The 14,477-nt window shown below is 71.7% G+C and carries 13 protein-coding genes and 1 other RNA gene; 10 read left to right on the top strand and 4 right to left on the bottom strand.

The features are described from left to right. Window positions 1–33: 33 nt before the first annotated feature. Window positions 34–762 (top strand): LPXTG cell wall anchor domain-containing protein, encoded by a 729-nt coding sequence (locus KUM38_RS07010; RefSeq protein ID WP_217128397.1) that lies wholly within the window; start codon window positions 34–36, stop codon window positions 760–762. Window positions 763–862: 100 nt separating this feature from the next. Here the strand turns inward: KUM38_RS07010 and KUM38_RS07005 are convergent, their stop codons facing one another. After that, the gene (locus tag KUM38_RS07005) at window positions 863–1,054 is read right to left on the bottom strand and encodes a hypothetical protein (RefSeq protein ID WP_073932041.1); all 192 of its coding nucleotides are present in this window, start codon (window positions 1,052–1,054) and stop codon (window positions 863–865) included. A 309-nt stretch (window positions 1,055–1,363) separates the two neighbouring features. Between KUM38_RS07005 and ftsE the strand changes: the two genes are divergently transcribed. From ftsE to ssrA, 5 genes are all read left to right on the top strand, one after another. Then, window positions 1,364–2,053 (top strand): cell division ATP-binding protein FtsE, encoded by a 690-nt coding sequence (ftsE, locus tag KUM38_RS07000; RefSeq protein ID WP_030834344.1) that lies wholly within the window; start codon window positions 1,364–1,366, stop codon window positions 2,051–2,053. A gap of 29 nt (window positions 2,054–2,082) precedes the next feature. Beyond that, window positions 2,083–3,000: a permease-like cell division protein FtsX gene (ftsX, locus tag KUM38_RS06995; protein WP_217128396.1), complete on the top strand. Its 918-nt coding sequence runs from the start codon at window positions 2,083–2,085 to the stop codon at window positions 2,998–3,000. Between the two features lie 67 nt (window positions 3,001–3,067). Continuing rightward, window positions 3,068–4,228, top strand: coding sequence for a S41 family peptidase (locus tag KUM38_RS06990; protein WP_217128395.1), 1,161 nt, complete (start codon window positions 3,068–3,070; stop codon window positions 4,226–4,228). Between the two features lie 60 nt (window positions 4,229–4,288). Then, window positions 4,289–4,768, top strand: a complete 480-nt coding sequence (gene smpB, locus KUM38_RS06985; RefSeq protein WP_030834350.1) for an SsrA-binding protein SmpB — start codon at window positions 4,289–4,291, stop codon at window positions 4,766–4,768. A 155-nt stretch (window positions 4,769–4,923) separates the two neighbouring features. After that, window positions 4,924–5,326, top strand: a transfer-messenger RNA (tmRNA) gene (gene ssrA / locus KUM38_RS06980). Between the two features lie 108 nt (window positions 5,327–5,434). On the opposite strand, the gene KUM38_RS06975 is transcribed toward ssrA, so the two are convergent. Continuing rightward, window positions 5,435–6,442 carry a LacI family DNA-binding transcriptional regulator gene (locus tag KUM38_RS06975; protein ID WP_217128394.1) on the bottom strand — a complete coding sequence of 336 codons (1,008 nt, stop codon included), beginning with the start codon at window positions 6,440–6,442 and terminating at the stop codon, window positions 5,435–5,437. A 90-nt stretch (window positions 6,443–6,532) separates the two neighbouring features. Next, entirely contained in the window at window positions 6,533–7,855 is a 1,323-nt protein-coding gene (locus KUM38_RS06970) for an MFS transporter (protein WP_217128393.1), read from the bottom strand. An 83-nt stretch (window positions 7,856–7,938) separates the two neighbouring features. Here KUM38_RS06970 and KUM38_RS06965 point away from each other — a divergent pair, with 83 nt between their 5' ends. The 4 genes from KUM38_RS06965 (at window position 7,939) to KUM38_RS06950 (ending at window position 14,166) form a co-directional block, all read left to right on the top strand. Next, a complete protein-coding gene (locus KUM38_RS06965; RefSeq protein ID WP_217128392.1) occupies window positions 7,939–8,907 on the top strand; it encodes a LysR family transcriptional regulator in 969 nt (322 codons plus the stop codon). 173 nt (window positions 8,908–9,080) lie between these two features. Continuing rightward, entirely contained in the window at window positions 9,081–10,658 is a 1,578-nt protein-coding gene (locus tag KUM38_RS06960) for a hypothetical protein (protein ID WP_217128391.1), read from the top strand. Further along, complete coding sequence (locus tag KUM38_RS06955) at window positions 10,658–12,859, top strand: polysaccharide deacetylase family protein (RefSeq protein WP_217128390.1); 2,202 nt, start codon at window positions 10,658–10,660, stop codon at window positions 12,857–12,859. Before KUM38_RS06960 ends, KUM38_RS06955 begins: the two co-directional genes overlap by 1 nt. Continuing rightward, the gene (locus KUM38_RS06950; RefSeq protein ID WP_217128389.1) at window positions 12,856–14,166 is read left to right on the top strand and encodes an acyltransferase; all 1,311 of its coding nucleotides are present in this window, start codon (window positions 12,856–12,858) and stop codon (window positions 14,164–14,166) included. Before KUM38_RS06955 ends, KUM38_RS06950 begins: the two co-directional genes overlap by 4 nt. A gap of 86 nt (window positions 14,167–14,252) precedes the next feature. Here KUM38_RS06950 and KUM38_RS06945 read toward each other — a convergent pair. Beyond that, the coding region (locus tag KUM38_RS06945; RefSeq protein ID WP_217128388.1) for a hypothetical protein at window positions 14,253–14,477 on the bottom strand (225 nt) is incomplete at its 5' end.

Here is a 14,477-nt window from a genome sequence, read left to right as displayed (position 1 = left end):
CATTGACGATCAGCTACTGGGGGTAGCACACACATGACGAAGAAGACGCGGATCCGCGTCGCACGCATCGCAGCCGGCGCCGTGATCGCCGCGGGTGCGTCGTTGACGGCGGCGGGTGCCGCTTCGGCGCTCGAGTTCAACATCGGCATCACCGCTGGCGACGAGCCGGACCCGGGCTGTGACATCGTGGTCAATCCGGACTGCGAAGGGGAGGGTGGCGAGAACCCTGGCGGTGAGAACCCGGGGGGTGAGAACCCCGGTGGCGAGAACCCTGGCGGTGAGAACCCTGGCGGTGAGAACCCCGGTGGCGAGAACCCTGGCGGTGAGAACCCCGGTGGCGAGAACCCTGGCGGTGAGAACCCCGGTGGCGAGAACCCTGGCGGTGAGAACCCCGGCGGTGAGAACCCCGGTGGCGAGAACCCCGGCGGTGAGAACCCCGGTGGCGAGGAGCCGGGCGGGGAAGAGCCCGGTGGCGAGGACCCCGTAGAGCCCGCCCCGGGTGACGACGGTGACGACGACAACACCGGCACCACCCCGGACGGCGGCAACGACGCCTCTCCCCAGGACGAGGGCTCCTCGGCCCTCACCGACACCGGCGACGACGTCCCGGCCACCTCGGCCCAGGGCGACGGCAAGGAGCTCGCCGAGACCGGTGCCGCCGAGACCACCTTCCTGCTGATCGGTGCCGCCACGATGATCGCCGGCGGTATCGGCTTCCGGGTGCTGCCGCGCATGATGTCCGGCCGCGGCGCCGCCGCCTGACGGTGGCCGCGCGCGTACGCACCGTACGCATGACGTAAGACGAAGGGCCCGGAGCGCGACCGCGCTCCGGGCCCTTCGCTTCGTCCTGTCCCGTACGACGTCAGACGGTCTGGTGGGCGAGCAGCGCCACCGCCGCGACCAGCACCGCCAGCAGCGCGATCAGCGTCATGGGGTTCAGCCCCGCGAAGAAGTTCTCCTGCTGCAGCCGCTCGCGGTTCGCGCGGCACACCGGGCACCGGCCCTCGCTCACGGGCGCGGCGCAGTTCGCGCACACCAGCCGGTCGTACGTCATGCGCTCGCCCTCCTCGCACCGGTTCCAGATGAACAACGCCCACCCTCTCGCGAACGTTCCCCTTCCACTGTGCCAGGTTCCTGCGGAAGCCGCGCCGGGTCGCTCCCAGAGGGATGGTTCCGGAGAGCTTCGCGGCTGTGGCGCCGTGGGGGCGGATCGCGCAGTTCCTCGCGCTCCTGAGGTGTTGTGCCCACCCGGCACCGGAACAAAAGGGCGCAAGTCTTACGCAACCCCTACCGGTGCCTGCGCTCGCTTCCCCGGTTCGCGTATGGTCACGCTCATCTACCCCCGGCTAACCGTGGTGCACTCGTGATCCGATTCGACAACGTGTCCAAGGCCTACCCCAAGCAGAACCGCCCCGCACTCAGGGACGTCACCCTGGAAGTGGAGAAGGGCGAGTTCGTGTTCCTCGTGGGGTCCTCCGGCTCCGGAAAGTCCACCTTCCTGCGGCTGATCCTCCGCGAGGAGCGGGCCAGCCACGGACAGGTGCACGTTCTGGGCAAGGACCTCGCCCGCGTCTCCAACTGGAAGGTGCCGCAGATCCGGCGCCAGCTGGGGACCGTGTTCCAGGACTTCCGCCTGCTGCCGAACAAGACGGTCGCCGAGAACGTCGCCTTCGCGCAGGAGGTCATCGGCAAGTCGCGCGGTGAGATCCGCAAGTCCGTGCCGCAGGTGCTCGACCTCGTCGGGCTCGGCGGCAAGGAGGAGCGGATGCCCGGCGAGCTCTCCGGCGGTGAGCAGCAGCGCGTCGCCATCGCGCGGGCCTTCGTCAACCGGCCCAAGCTGCTCATCTGCGACGAGCCCACCGGCAACCTCGACCCACAGACCTCCGTCGGCATCATGAAGCTGCTCGACCGGATCAACCGGACGGGCACCACCGTGGTGATGGCGACGCACGACCAGAACATCGTGGACCAGATGCGCAAGCGCGTCATCGAGCTGGAGAAGGGCCGTCTCGTCCGCGACCAGGCACGCGGCGTCTACGGCTACCAGCACTGACGCTCCACGGAAAGGCTTGATCAGACGCCATGCGCGCCCAGTTCGTCCTGTCGGAGATCGGTGTGGGTCTCCGCCGCAACCTGACGATGACCTTCGCCGTCGTCGTCTCCGTCGCCCTGTCGCTCGCCCTGTTCGGCGGGTCGCTCCTGATGAGCGACCAGGTGAACACCATGAAGGGCTACTGGTACGACAAGGTCAACGTCTCCATCTTCCTGTGCAACAAGAGTGACGCCGAGTCCGACCCCAACTGCGCCAAGGGCGCGGTGACCGACGACCAGAAGGGCCAGATCAAGACCGACCTGGAGAAGATGACGGTCGTCGACTCGGTGACGTACGAGTCGCAGGACGAGGCGTACAAGCACTACAAGGAGCAGTTCGGCGACTCCCCGCTGGCCAGCTCCCTGACGCCGGACCAGATGCAGGAGTCGTACCGCATCAAGCTGAAGGACCCGGAGAAGTACCAGGTCATCGCCACCGCCTTCGACGGGCGGGACGGCGTGCAGTCGGTGCAGGACCAGAAGGGCATCCTGGACAACCTCTTCGGGCTGCTGAACGGCATGAACTGGGCCGCCCGCGCGGTGATGGCGCTGATGCTGGTGGTCGCCCTGATGCTGATCGTGAACACGGTGCGCGTCTCCGCGTTCAGCCGTCGCCGCGAGACCGGCATCATGCGGCTGGTCGGCGCCTCCGGCTTCTACATCCAGACGCCGTTCATCATGGAGGCCGCCGTCGCCGGACTCATCGGCGGCATCCTCGCGTGCGGGTTCCTGGTGGTCGGGCGGTACTTCATCATCGACAACGGGCTGGCCCTGTCGGAGAAGCTGAATCTGATCAACTTCATCGGCTGGGACGCCGTCCTGACGAAGCTTCCGCTGATCCTCGCGACCAGTCTGCTGATGCCCGCGTTGGCCGCGTTCTTCGCGCTGCGCAAGTATCTCAAGGTGTGACTCTTGCCAAGAGGGGCGCGCGGCCAACCTGCCGTGCGCCCCTTCGCGTTGTCCTAGACTCACCGGCATGTCAGGTCGTGCCCTGTTCTGTCAGCCCCGCCGCATCCGCCGCGGGGCCGCCCTGACCTTGGTGTTCGCGAGCGTGCTCGTCGCCGGCGCGGCCACGGGCAACCTCCCCGGGACCGACGGCGGGGCCACGGCGGACGGCGCCGCTTCGGCCGCTCCCGTCGGCCACGGCACGGATGTCGCCCGGGCGGCCGAGGAGGCCGCCGCCGAGGGCGCCTCCCCCCTGGAGGCCGCCCGGCGCGCCGTCAGCCGCAGCGGGGACCGCTGGGCCGCCGTCTACTCCCCGGACGAGTACGAGGAGTTCGAGGACGCCCTGGGCGGCCGGTACACCGGCGTCGGCCTGTGGGCCCGCGAGCGGAAGGGCCGGATCGAGGTGACGAGGGTGGGCGACGACACGCCCGCCGCCGACGCCGGGATCCGCGCGGGCGACCGGCTGCGCAGCGTCGACGGCGAGAAGGTGGACGGCCGGCCCGTCACGGAGGTCGTCTCCTTACTTCGCGGCGAGACCACCGGCGAGTCCGCCGGCACCACCGTCCGGCTCGGTCTGGAACGCGGCAGGCGCGCGTGGCACGAGACCGTGCGCCGCGCCCGGCTGTCCCGGGACACCGTCACCGTCCGCGAGCTCGCCTCCCGGGTGACCGTCATCACGGTCGGCGCCTTCACCAAGGGCTCCGGCGACGAGGTCCGCACCGCCGTACGGCAGGCACCCGCCGGCGCCGGCATCGTCCTCGACCTCCGGGGCAACTCCGGGGGACTGGTCGCCGAGGCGGTCACCGCCGCCTCCGCCTTCCTCGACGGCGGCCTGGTCGCCACGTACGACGTCGAGGGCGAGCAGCGCGCCCTGCACGCCGAGCCCGGCGGCGACACCACCAGACCCCTGGTCGCGCTCGTCGACGGCGGGACGATGAGCGCGGCCGAGCTCCTCACCGGCGCCCTGCAGGACCGCGGACGGGCGGTCGTCGTGGGCTCCCGCACCTTCGGCAAGGGCTCGGTCCAGATGCCGACCGAACTGCCCGACGGCTCCGTCGCCGAGCTGACCGTCGGCCACTACCGCACCCCCTCCGGCCGGAGCGTCGACGGGCGCGGCCTCGCCCCCGACCTGGAGGCCGACGGACAGGCGCTCCAGCGCGCCGAGACGGTCCTCAGCGGACTCGGCCGCTGACCCGCGGTCGGTAATCGGCTTTCCGCGGACCCCCTCCCTGGTGCGAAAATGGGCGGCACTATGGCTAAGGAAAAAGGGCGCAAGCTGATCGCGCAGAACAAGAAGGCGCGGCACGACTACCTCATCATCGACACCTACGAGGCCGGCCTGGTCCTCACCGGCACCGAGGTGAAGTCCCTGCGCCAGGGCCGGGCGTCGCTGGTGGACGGCTTCGTCCAGCTGGACGGCAACGAGGCGTGGCTGCACAACGTGCACGTGCCGGAGTACAGCCAGGGCACCTGGACGAACCACAGCGCGCGGCGCAAGCGCAAGCTGCTGCTGCACCGCGAGGAGATCGACAAGCTGGAGTCCAAGTCCCAGGAGACGGGCCACACCATCGTGCCGCTCGCCCTGTACTTCAAGGACGGCCGGGCGAAGGTCGAGATCGCGCTGGCCAAGGGCAAGAAGGAGTACGACAAGCGGCAGACGCTCCGGGAGAAGCAGGACCGGCGCGAGACCGAACGGGCGATCTCGGCGGTCCGCAGGAAGCAGCGGGCCTGAGCGGGAACATCCCGGACCCGGCGGGCGTTGAACCCTGTACGAAGGCGGGTTGACCGCCGGGAATACGGTGGCATCGTCGGGCGTTGGTCACGTACGATGGCGCAAGCACCTCACAGCGGGTGCGTGCCCCCTCCAGGGGGTTGAAAAATCAACATGGGGATGATCGGTTTCGACAGCGGCTGTCGAAGCAGGGGAAGCGTGTCGAGGAAGCGGCCATGATCTCGTAAACCACAGGCCGAAAAAATAATCGCCAATTCCAAGCGATCCATCTCCCAGGGCGAGCTTGCCCTCGCTGCCTGATCTTCAGGTAGCGAGCAGCGGCTCCCCTACTTAAGGGAGTGTCAGCCCGGGGGTGTTCCCGACCCGGATCCTGGCATCATCTAGGGGACTAAACCTTGAACCCGGTCACGGGGTGAAGAGGGAAACCACACAGTGACTGGGCCCGTCGGAGACTTGTCGGCGTGATCTCCGGGGCCGAGAAAAGCACAGCCGACTGCACACGGAGAAGCCCTGGTTCCGCACCGTTGGACGCGGGTTCGATTCCCGCCATCTCCACTCCACCCCATGTGGGCACAGGCCCCGTCGCTCCGAGCGGCGGGGCCTGTGTCATGCGGCCCCGGGAAAGCCCGGTAACCGGAACCGACCGGGCCGGGACGGCACCGGCCGTCACGCCCCGCGCGGTGCCGTGCTCGCCCGTTCCGTCAGCCGGGGCGGCAGCAGGGTGACCCCCGGTACGGGGACCCCGGACAGCTTCCGTACCAGCAGGTGCACCGCGCGGGTGCCCAGTTCCGCCGACGGCACCGCGACCGAGGTGACCGGGACGCGGGCCGACGCGGCGACGGGGGACGGGCAGACGGCGGTCAGGGAAAGATCGCCGGGGATGCTCAGCCCCAGCTGCTCGAAGGCGTCGATCAGCGGGTCGAGGAGCGGTTCGTTGTGCACGACCACCCCCGTCAGCGACGGCAGCTCGCGCACCAGCCGCTCGGCGATCACGCGGGCGGCGTCCCGGCCGGTCCCGCACGGATGCACGGCCGAGGTGAGCCGGTGCCGGTCGGCGGCCGCCGTGAAGCCCTCCACCAGCCGCCGCGCGAACGCGGTCCGCCGTACGTACACCTCCGGCGGCGAGCCGACCAGCGCCACCACCCGGTGCCCGAGCCGCGCCAGATGGTCCACGCACAGTTCACCGGCCGCCCGGAAATCCAGGTCGACACAGGTCAGCCCGTCCGGCTCGGCGGGCACGCCGATCAGCACGGACGGCAAGGCCCCCGAGTGCAGCAGCGGCAGCCGGGGGTCCTGGAGCTGTACGTCCATCACGATCACCCCGTCCGCCAGCCGGGTGTCCGCGACGCGCCCGAGGCCCTCCTCGCCCTCGCCCTGGGTGAGCAGCAGCACGTCGTGGTCGTGGGCGCGGGCGGCGGTGACCACCGACACCGCGAACCGCGTCACCACCGGCACATGGACGCCGGAGCGCACCGGGGCCGCCAGGGCCAGCACCTTCGACCTGAGGGCGGCCGGGCCCCGGCCCCCGCCGTCCGCGCGGTAGCCCAGCTCGCGGACGGCCGCCTGGACCCGGAGCCGGGTCGCGTCGGAGATCGGGCGCTTGCCGCTGAGCGCGTACGAGACCGTGCTGGGGGAGACCCCGGCGCGCCGGGCCACATCCGTGATCTTCACCATCGGGGGTCCTCATCTGCACGGTCCGTGGGGAGGCAGAAAGCGGTTTCGAAGCGCTTCGACGGGTGAAGGTATGTGCGGGGCCCGTGACCGTCAATGGGTCGGGAGGGAATCGGTGGAGCGGTTCGACGGCCCGAACAGGACGAGGGTGCAGAGGGCCACGAGGAGGGCGGTCGCGGCCGCCGCCACCGGCACGCCGTACCCGGCCGTCGCCGAGACGTGCTCCACCGTCCAGCCGCCCGCCGCGCTGCCGCAGGCGATCCCGCCGAGCAGACCGGTCACCGCGAGCGTCATGCCCTCGTTCAGCCGGCCCTCGGGCGTGTACCGCTGGACCAGGGTCATGGTGGTGACCATCGTCGGCGCGGTCGCCATCCCGGCGACCAGCAGCGCCCCCGCCAGCAGCACCAGCGAACCGGTGAGCCCGGCCGCGAGCAGCGGCAGGACCATCAGCGCGGTCATCGCGGCCAGGCACCACGGCAGCCGGGACCGCGCGGACCCCGCCGGGCGCACCGCCCCGTACAGCAGCCCCGCCGCACAGGAACCGGCCGCCTGGAGCGCGAGCACCACACCGGCCGCCGAGCGGTGCCCCCGCTCGTCCGCGAACGCGAGGGTGACGACCTCCAGCGAGCCGAACACCGCGCCCGTCGCGAGACAGACGACCAGCAGCGGCCGCATGCCGGGCGCCCGCAGCGGCGCCCCCGCGGAGGAACGCCGCTCGACCGGCGGCTCGGTCGACCGCTGGGCGGTGAACAGCAGGACGCCCGTCAGCAGCAGCACGGCGCCCACGAGCGTGCCCGCCTCCGGGAAGAACGTCCCGCACAGGAAGGCCGCGAGCACCGGGCCGAGCATGAAGCACAGTTCGTCCGCGGCCTGTTCGAAGGAGTTGGCGGTGTGCAGGGCCTCGGCGTCCCCCTTCAGCAGGTGCGCCCAGCGTGCCCGGGACATCCCGCCGGTGTTGGGGGTGGTGGCGGTGGCGGCGTAGGAGGCGAACAGGGTCCAGTCCGGGGCGCCGTGGCGTACGCAGAGCAGCAGCGCGAGGGAGCCGAGCACGGCGAACACCGTGGCCGGCAGGGCGACCCGGGCCTGCCCGTACCGGTCGACCAGGCGCGCGGTCCACGGCGCGACCACCGCCGTCGCCGCCAGGCCCGTCGCGGTGACGGCGCCGGCCAGGGCGTACGAGCCCCGCGTCCCGGCGATCATCACGACCGCGCTCACGCTGAACATGCCCATCGGCAGCCGTGCGATCAGGTTGCCGGCGGTGAACGCGCGGGCGCCGGGCAGTGCGAGGAGACGGCGGTACGGGCCCTTCGCGCGGGGCTCGCGCCGCCCGCGCGGGCCGAAGTCGACGGCGACCAGGGCGTCGGCGGTGACCGTGAGCAGGGGGGTGTCCCGGGAACGGGAGGTCGGCTGGGGCATGACACCACCGTCGCCCGTGGCCGTGCGGCCGGTCCAACACCTTCCCGGCGCCGATTGACGCACCCGTGTTGTAAGTTCGCGCCATGTCCGCCCCCGCCCACCTCGACCCCCGCCTGCTGCGCGCCTTCGTGACCGTCGCCGAGGAGCTGCACTTCACCCGGGCCGCCACCCGCCTCTACGTCGCCCAGCAGGCGCTCAGCAGGGACGTACGGCGGCTGGAACGGGAGCTGGGCAACGAGCTGTTCGTACGGACCACCCGCCAGGTGACGCTCACCGCCGACGGCGAACGCCTGCTGCCGTACGCCCGCGCGGTGCTCCAGGCGCAGGACGACCTGCTCGCCGCCGCCGGACGGGCCCGGCCCCTGCTGGTGGACCTCAACAGCCCGGGCCTGCACACCCCGCGCCGGGTGCTGCACCGGGCCCGCGAACTCGCCCCCGGGCACGAGCTGATGGCCCGCTACGAGAGCGGGCTGACCGGGGCCGCGGGGGAGCTGCTCGCGGGGCGGCTCGACGCGTCGTTCGGACGGTTCGCGGGCCTCGCCCCCGCGCTGCGGGCCGGACTCGACCAGCAGCCCGTGCGCCACGAGCCGATGGCGGTCGTCCTGCCCGAGGACCACCCGCTGGCCGCACTGACCGAGGTGCCGCTCGCCGCGCTGGCCGGCGAGACGGTCTACGCCGGGGCCGGCAACCCCCGTACGCCGGAGTGGACGGACCTCGCGCGGTCGCTGTTCGAAGGACGGGGGATCGCGCTCGCGCCGCCCGCGCCGCTGGCCGTCGGGGAGGAGGAGTTCCAGCGGATCATGGCCAGGACCCGTCACCCGATCCTCGCCGTGATCGATTTTCCGCCACTGCCCTCGACGGTGCTGCGCCCTCTCGTGGACCCGATTCCGCTGTCACCCGTGTCCCTTGTGTGGCGGAAAGGGCTTGTTCATCCCGCTCTGGGCGCTCTCCGGCGGGCGGCGGCCGTCGTCGCCGCCGAGGAGGGCTGGCTGCGGCGGCCGGTGGAGGGGTGGCTGCCCGACCGGGACATTATCGTGATGGCCGCTCACTGATGTCTCACTACTGACACGAATGACTGCCCCGGGAACACAGGGCCTCCACGTGCGCTACATTCGGTCCCCGAGCACGGTGTGATAAACGGGGCGCTCGGAGCGGGTGGGGGCCCGTTCCGCCGGCGGGTGCTCGAGTCGTACGCGCACCGTAAGTACCCTGTGGGGGGAAGTGCGTGCGCGTGGAAAAATGGCGGGAAGACGCCCAACCGGAACGGCCCGAGGGCGTATCGGCGTTCGGGAACGCCGAGGACGAGGACCTGCGTGAGACGAGGGTCCTCCCCCTGAGCGAGAAGCCCGCCGGCGCGGACGTGCGCGGGGCCGACTCCGGTCCCGGCTCCCTCGAGGACCGCTGGGCCCACGTCGGATTCTTCCCCGGCGACAGCGACAAGACCGGCGACAGCGATAAGACTGGCGACAGCGACAAGACCCAGGTCCTGCCCGACGCCGCCCACCGCGCGGACCCCTCCGCCCGGCCCGAGCCGTGGACCGGCCCCCGGGCCGGTGACACCCGTGGCCCCGCGGCGCCGGGCCGTACGGCACCGTCCGAGGGCCGGCCGGACGCTCCCTGGAACGCCGGGCGTACCACGGCACCGCACCGGTCGATGCCGTCCGAGAGCCCGGCGGACGGTCCCTGGGACACCGAGCGCACCACCGCCCTGCGCATCCCCCGCCAGCCGGGCGGCGCCCCCGGCGCCAAGACGGCAGGACCCTCGTCCCGGCCGGGCGGAGCACGCCCCTCGGGCGACTTCGGAGCGGCCGGTTCCCCGCCGTCCTTCCGACGCCCGCCGTCCGACCCCGGGACGGCCGTCTTCCCTCCGGTGTCCGGGGGTCCGCCGTCCGACCCCGGGACAGCCGGCGCCCCGACCGAGTTCTTGCGCCCTGCCTCGGACTCCGGTGCGCCGACCGAGTTCCTGCGTCCCGCCCCGGACTCCGGCGCCCCGGCGGTCTCCCGCACCCCCGTCCGTGACCCCTGGCAGGAGGAGGCCGGCGACTCCGCCGCGGCCACCCACGACCCGCACGAGGTGACGGTCCAGCTCGACTCCGTGCAGATCGGGGAAGGCCTCGAACTGCGCCGGACGACGAGCCGGGCGGGCGGCGGACAGGAGGCCGCCGGCGGACCCGTGTTCGTCGACGAGTCCGGCCGCCGCAGCCGCCTCTACCGCCGTATCGGCCTGGCCGTCGGCCTCGCCTGCGCCGGCTACGCCGTCGTCATGGTCGCCACACTGCTGTCCGGCAACTCCGACGCCCCCTGGATGCCCGTCCCCGGCCAGAAGGGCGAGCCCGCCGGTCAGGTCGAGACGACACCGCGGCCCGGGGAGACGGGCGTCACGCCCGGCTCCGGCACCGGCCTCGCCCCGGGCGGCACGCCGACCACCGGCGCCCCGACGCTGCCCGCGCCCGACACCACCGCTCCCGCGACGGGTGGCGGGGCCGGCACCGCGGACCGGTCGGAGGCCGCCGACCCGACATCCACGTCGACCCGGCAGAACACCACCGACCCGGCCACCGGCAGTGGCGGCGACACCACCACGCCCTCGGACGACACCGTGAGCACGGCGCCCGCCGACCCGTCGGTGTCGGAGATCCCCGACCCCGCGTCGACCGCCCCCACCGGCGGCGGAGAGGCCAGGGGCACCGACAACGCCGCCGGTGCCCCCGCCGACCGGCCGGTCGTCGCCGCCGACGGCTCCGCCGTACAGATGGACCCGTCCACCGCTCCCACCGCACCGTCCCCGGAGAACGTCGTCTGATGGCACCCCGTTCCCCCCGTCACCGGGCCACCCGCCAGGCCCGTGACGGCGTTTCGCGCCGCCGGGTGCCCTTGCGCCTGCTGCTCCCGGTGCTCGTCCTCGTCGCCCTGGCGGCCATGCTCATGCTGCGCGGATACGTGCACAGCGAGATCCTCGCCGACCACCGTGTCGGGAAGCCCGCCCCCACCACGAACGTGCCCGAGGAGATACTCGAGGGCGGCCCGGTCATCGACGCCCGCGCCGGGCAGGTCCAGAGCCTGAGCGTGCCCGACCGCCGCCTCGTCCTCACCTTCGACGACGGCCCGGACCCGACCTGGACACCGAAGGTGCTCGACGTGCTGAAGAAGCACGACGCGCACGCGGTCTTCTTCGTCACCGGCACCATGGCCTCCCGCTACCCGGACCTCGTCCAGCGCATGGTCGACGAGGGCCACGAGATCGGCCTGCACACCTTCAACCACCCCGACCTCTCCCTCCAGTCCAAGAAGCGCATCGACTGGGAGCTGTCGCAGAACCAGCTGGCGATCACCGGCGCGGCCGGCATCCGCACCTCGCTCTTCCGCCCGCCGTACTCCTCCTTCTCCGCCGCCATGGACAACGAGACCTGGCCGGTCACCCAGTACATCGGCAGCCGCGGCTACCTCACCGTCGTCAACAACACCGACAGCGAGGACTGGAAACGGCCCGGCGTCGACGAGATCATCCGCCGCGCCACGCCCGAGGGCGGCAAGGGCGCCATCGTCCTGATGCACGACTCCGGCGGCGACCGCAGCCAGACCGTCGCGGCACTCGACAGGTTCCTGCCCGACCTGAAGGACGAGGGCTACGAGTTCGACAACCTCACCGAGGCCCTGGACGCGCCCAGCGCCCACAGTCCGGTCGCCGGCGCCGACCTCTGGAAGGGCAAGGCATGGATCTTCCTGGTCCAGGCCTCGGAGCACATCACCGGCGTCCTGGTGGTCGGCCTCGCGGTCATCGGCACCCTGGTCATCGGCCGCTTCGTCCTGATGCTCCTCCTCTCCGGCGTCCACGCCCGCCGCGTCCGCCGCAGGAACTTCCGCTGGGGCCCACCGGTCCACGAACCCGTGACGGTGCTGGTCCCGGCGTACAACGAGGCCAAGTGCATCGAGAACACCGTCAACTCCCTGATGGCGAGCGAGCACCCGATCGAGGTCCTCGTCATCGACGACGGCTCCACCGACGGCACCGCCCGCATCGTCGAGGCGATGGGCCTGCCCAACGTACGGGTGATCCGCCAGCTCAACGCGGGCAAGCCGGCCGCGCTCAACCGGGGCCTGGCCAACGCCCGTTACGACATCGTCGTGATGATGGACGGCGACACCGTCTTCGAACCGTCCACCGTCCGCGAACTCGTCCAGCCCTTCGGCGACCCCAGGGTCGGCGCGGTGGCGGGCAACGCGAAGGTCGGCAACAAGGACAGCCTCATCGGCGCCTGGCAGCACATCGAATACGTGATGGGCTTCAACCTGGACCGCCGCATGTACGACATCCTCGGCTGCATGCCGACCATCCCCGGCGCGGTCGGCGCCTTCCGCCGCTCCGCCCTGGAGCCCATCGGCGGCATGAGCGACGACACCCTCGCCGAGGACACCGACGTCACCATGGCGCTGCACCGCGCCGGCTGGCGCGTGGTCTACGCCGAGAACGCCCGCGCCTGGACCGAGGCCCCGGAGTCCGTCCAGCAGCTGTGGTCCCAGCGCTACCGCTGGTCGTACGGCACCATGCAGGCCATCTGGAAGCACCGCCGCGCGGTGATCGACAAGGGCCCCTCGGGCCGCTTCGGCCGCATCGGCCTGCCCTTCGTCTCCCTGTTCATGATCGTGGCCCCGCTGCTCGCGCCGCTGATCGACGTCTTCCTGCTCTACGGCCTCGTCTTCGGCCCCACCGAGAAGACGATCATGGCGTGGCTGGGCGTCCTGGCCATCCAGGCGGTCTGCGCGGCGTACGCCTTCCACCTCGACCGGGAACGCATGACCCACCTCATCTCGCTGCCGCTGCAGCAGATCCTCTACCGCCAGCTCATGTACGTCGTCCTCCTCCAGTCCTGGATCACCGCGCTCACCGGCGGCCGCCTGCGCTGGCAGAAGCTGCGGCGCACGGGCGTGGTCGGGGCACCCGTCGCCGGAGCGGTGCCGGGCCCGCGCGCCCCGCACAGCGATGATCGGAGGCCCGTGGCATGACCCACGGATACACGACCGGTACGGGCACGAGCCCGGAACCGGCGGGCCCGTACGGAACGCCGTACGCGGGGGACGCCGGCACGGTCCCGGGGACGTCGTACACGGTCCCGCGGCAGCGGACGACCGAGCCCGCACCCGCCCCGGCGCCCGAGAAGCCGGGCCGCGACCGGTACCTGGACCTGCTGCGCTCCATCGCCCTGGTCCGCGTCGTGATCTACCACCTCTTCGGCTGGGCCTGGCTGTCGGTGCTGTTCCCGTCGATGGGCGTGATGTTCGCGCTGGCGGGCTCGCTGATGGCGCGTTCGCTGAAGCGTCCGGCGTGGAGCGTGATCCGCGGGCGGGTCCGCCGACTGCTGCCGCCGATGTGGGCGTTCGCGGCGGTCGTGCTGGCGCTGTTGTTCGTGGGCGACTGGAGCCCTTCGAAGGACCCGGACCAGGACGGGGTCTGGGGTCTGATCAACCTGGTCAACTACCTCGTCCCGATAGGCGCCCCGCCCTACCCGGTGGATGCCGGAGTTCTGGGTCCGCTGGAGAGCACCTGGGCGGACGAGACGGTGGGGCCGCTGTGGTACCTGCGCGCCTACCTGTGGTTCGTCATCGCGTCGCCGCTGCTGCTGTGGCTGTTCCGGCGGGCACCCTGGCCGACCATGCTCGCCCCGCTCGGCCTGACGGCGATCGTCGGCACCGGCCTGGTGACCATCCCCGGCGAGCTGGGCAACGCGGTCACCGACTTCGCGGTCTACGGCGGCTGCTGGGTCCTCGGCTTCGCCCATCACGACGGCATGCTGAAACAGATCCCGCGGTACGTCACCGTGTCCTGCGCGTCCCTGGTGATGGCCTTCGGCCTGTGGTGGGCCTCGGGCCACCTCGGTCCCTCGGGCTGGGACCTCAACGACATTCCGCTGGCCGATGCCGCCTGGTCGTTCGGCTTCGTGGTGATCCTGCTCCAGTACTCCCCGTCGTGGCGGGAACTTCCGGGACGCCTGGCGAACTGGGACAAGCTGGTGACCCTGTCCAACAACCGGGCAGTCACCATCTACCTGTGGCACAACATGATGATCATGGCGACGTTCCCGATCATCGATCTGCTGTACCGGCTCCCGTTCATGCAGAGCGAGCGGGCGACAGCCGCTCTCGACAGCACGTACACGATCTGGACGTTCGCCCTGGTCTGGCCGCTCATCGGCCTGATGATCCTCGCGGTCGGCTGGGTCGAGGACCTCGGGGCGAAGCGGAAGCCGCGCCTGTGGCCGAACGGGAGCAAGAGCGAGCGGCCCCGGGCGAGCAGCGGGGCGCACCGGGGCTGACGTCACGGTGCGGCCGTGCGAAATGGGCGAGGGGCGTCGGACTACGCTTCCGACGGCCCTCGCCCGCTCGCGGGGAGCCGTGTGGCTCACCCGATGGCGATGCGTGTCTTCCAGTAGCTCGACGTCCCGATGATCTCGGTGCCCGAGCCCGAGAGGACCGTCCGGCCGCCGGAGTAGAACCGCACGGTTCCGTCGGTGCGCACGGTCCAGATGTCGGGGATGGCGTCGCCGTTGGCGTCGGGGGTGCCGATGAGCAGGTAGATGTTGGAACTGCCCCAGCCGGAGGCGCCGTAGACGGCGTCGACGCCGTC

The sequence above is a fragment of the Streptomyces sp. AC558_RSS880 genome (assembly GCF_019049255.1).
GTDB lineage: Bacteria > Actinomycetota > Actinomycetes > Streptomycetales > Streptomycetaceae > Streptomyces.
Note: the sequence above shows the minus strand (reverse complement) of the source record. Positions and strands in the feature narration are given on the sequence as shown.

Excerpts from the sequence above, each read along its gene's own strand:
- KUM38_RS07010 (WP_217128397.1), top strand. The coding sequence starts at position 34 with ATGACGAAGAAGACGCGGATCCGCGTCGCACGCATCGCAGCCGGCGCC.
- KUM38_RS07005 (WP_073932041.1), bottom strand. The coding sequence starts at position 1,054 with ATGACGTACGACCGGCTGGTGTGCGCGAACTGCGCCGCGCCCGTGAGC.
- ftsX (WP_217128396.1), top strand. The coding sequence starts at position 2,083 with ATGCGCGCCCAGTTCGTCCTGTCGGAGATCGGTGTGGGTCTCCGCCGC.
- KUM38_RS06990 (WP_217128395.1), top strand. The coding sequence starts at position 3,068 with ATGTCAGGTCGTGCCCTGTTCTGTCAGCCCCGCCGCATCCGCCGCGGG.
- smpB (WP_030834350.1), top strand. The coding sequence starts at position 4,289 with ATGGCTAAGGAAAAAGGGCGCAAGCTGATCGCGCAGAACAAGAAGGCG.
- KUM38_RS06975 (WP_217128394.1), bottom strand. The coding sequence starts at position 6,442 with ATGGTGAAGATCACGGATGTGGCCCGGCGCGCCGGGGTCTCCCCCAGC.
- KUM38_RS06970 (WP_217128393.1), bottom strand. The coding sequence starts at position 7,855 with ATGCCCCAGCCGACCTCCCGTTCCCGGGACACCCCCCTGCTCACGGTC.
- KUM38_RS06965 (WP_217128392.1), top strand. The coding sequence starts at position 7,939 with ATGTCCGCCCCCGCCCACCTCGACCCCCGCCTGCTGCGCGCCTTCGTG.
- KUM38_RS06955 (WP_217128390.1), top strand. The coding sequence starts at position 10,658 with ATGGCACCCCGTTCCCCCCGTCACCGGGCCACCCGCCAGGCCCGTGAC.
- KUM38_RS06950 (WP_217128389.1), top strand. The coding sequence starts at position 12,856 with ATGACCCACGGATACACGACCGGTACGGGCACGAGCCCGGAACCGGCG.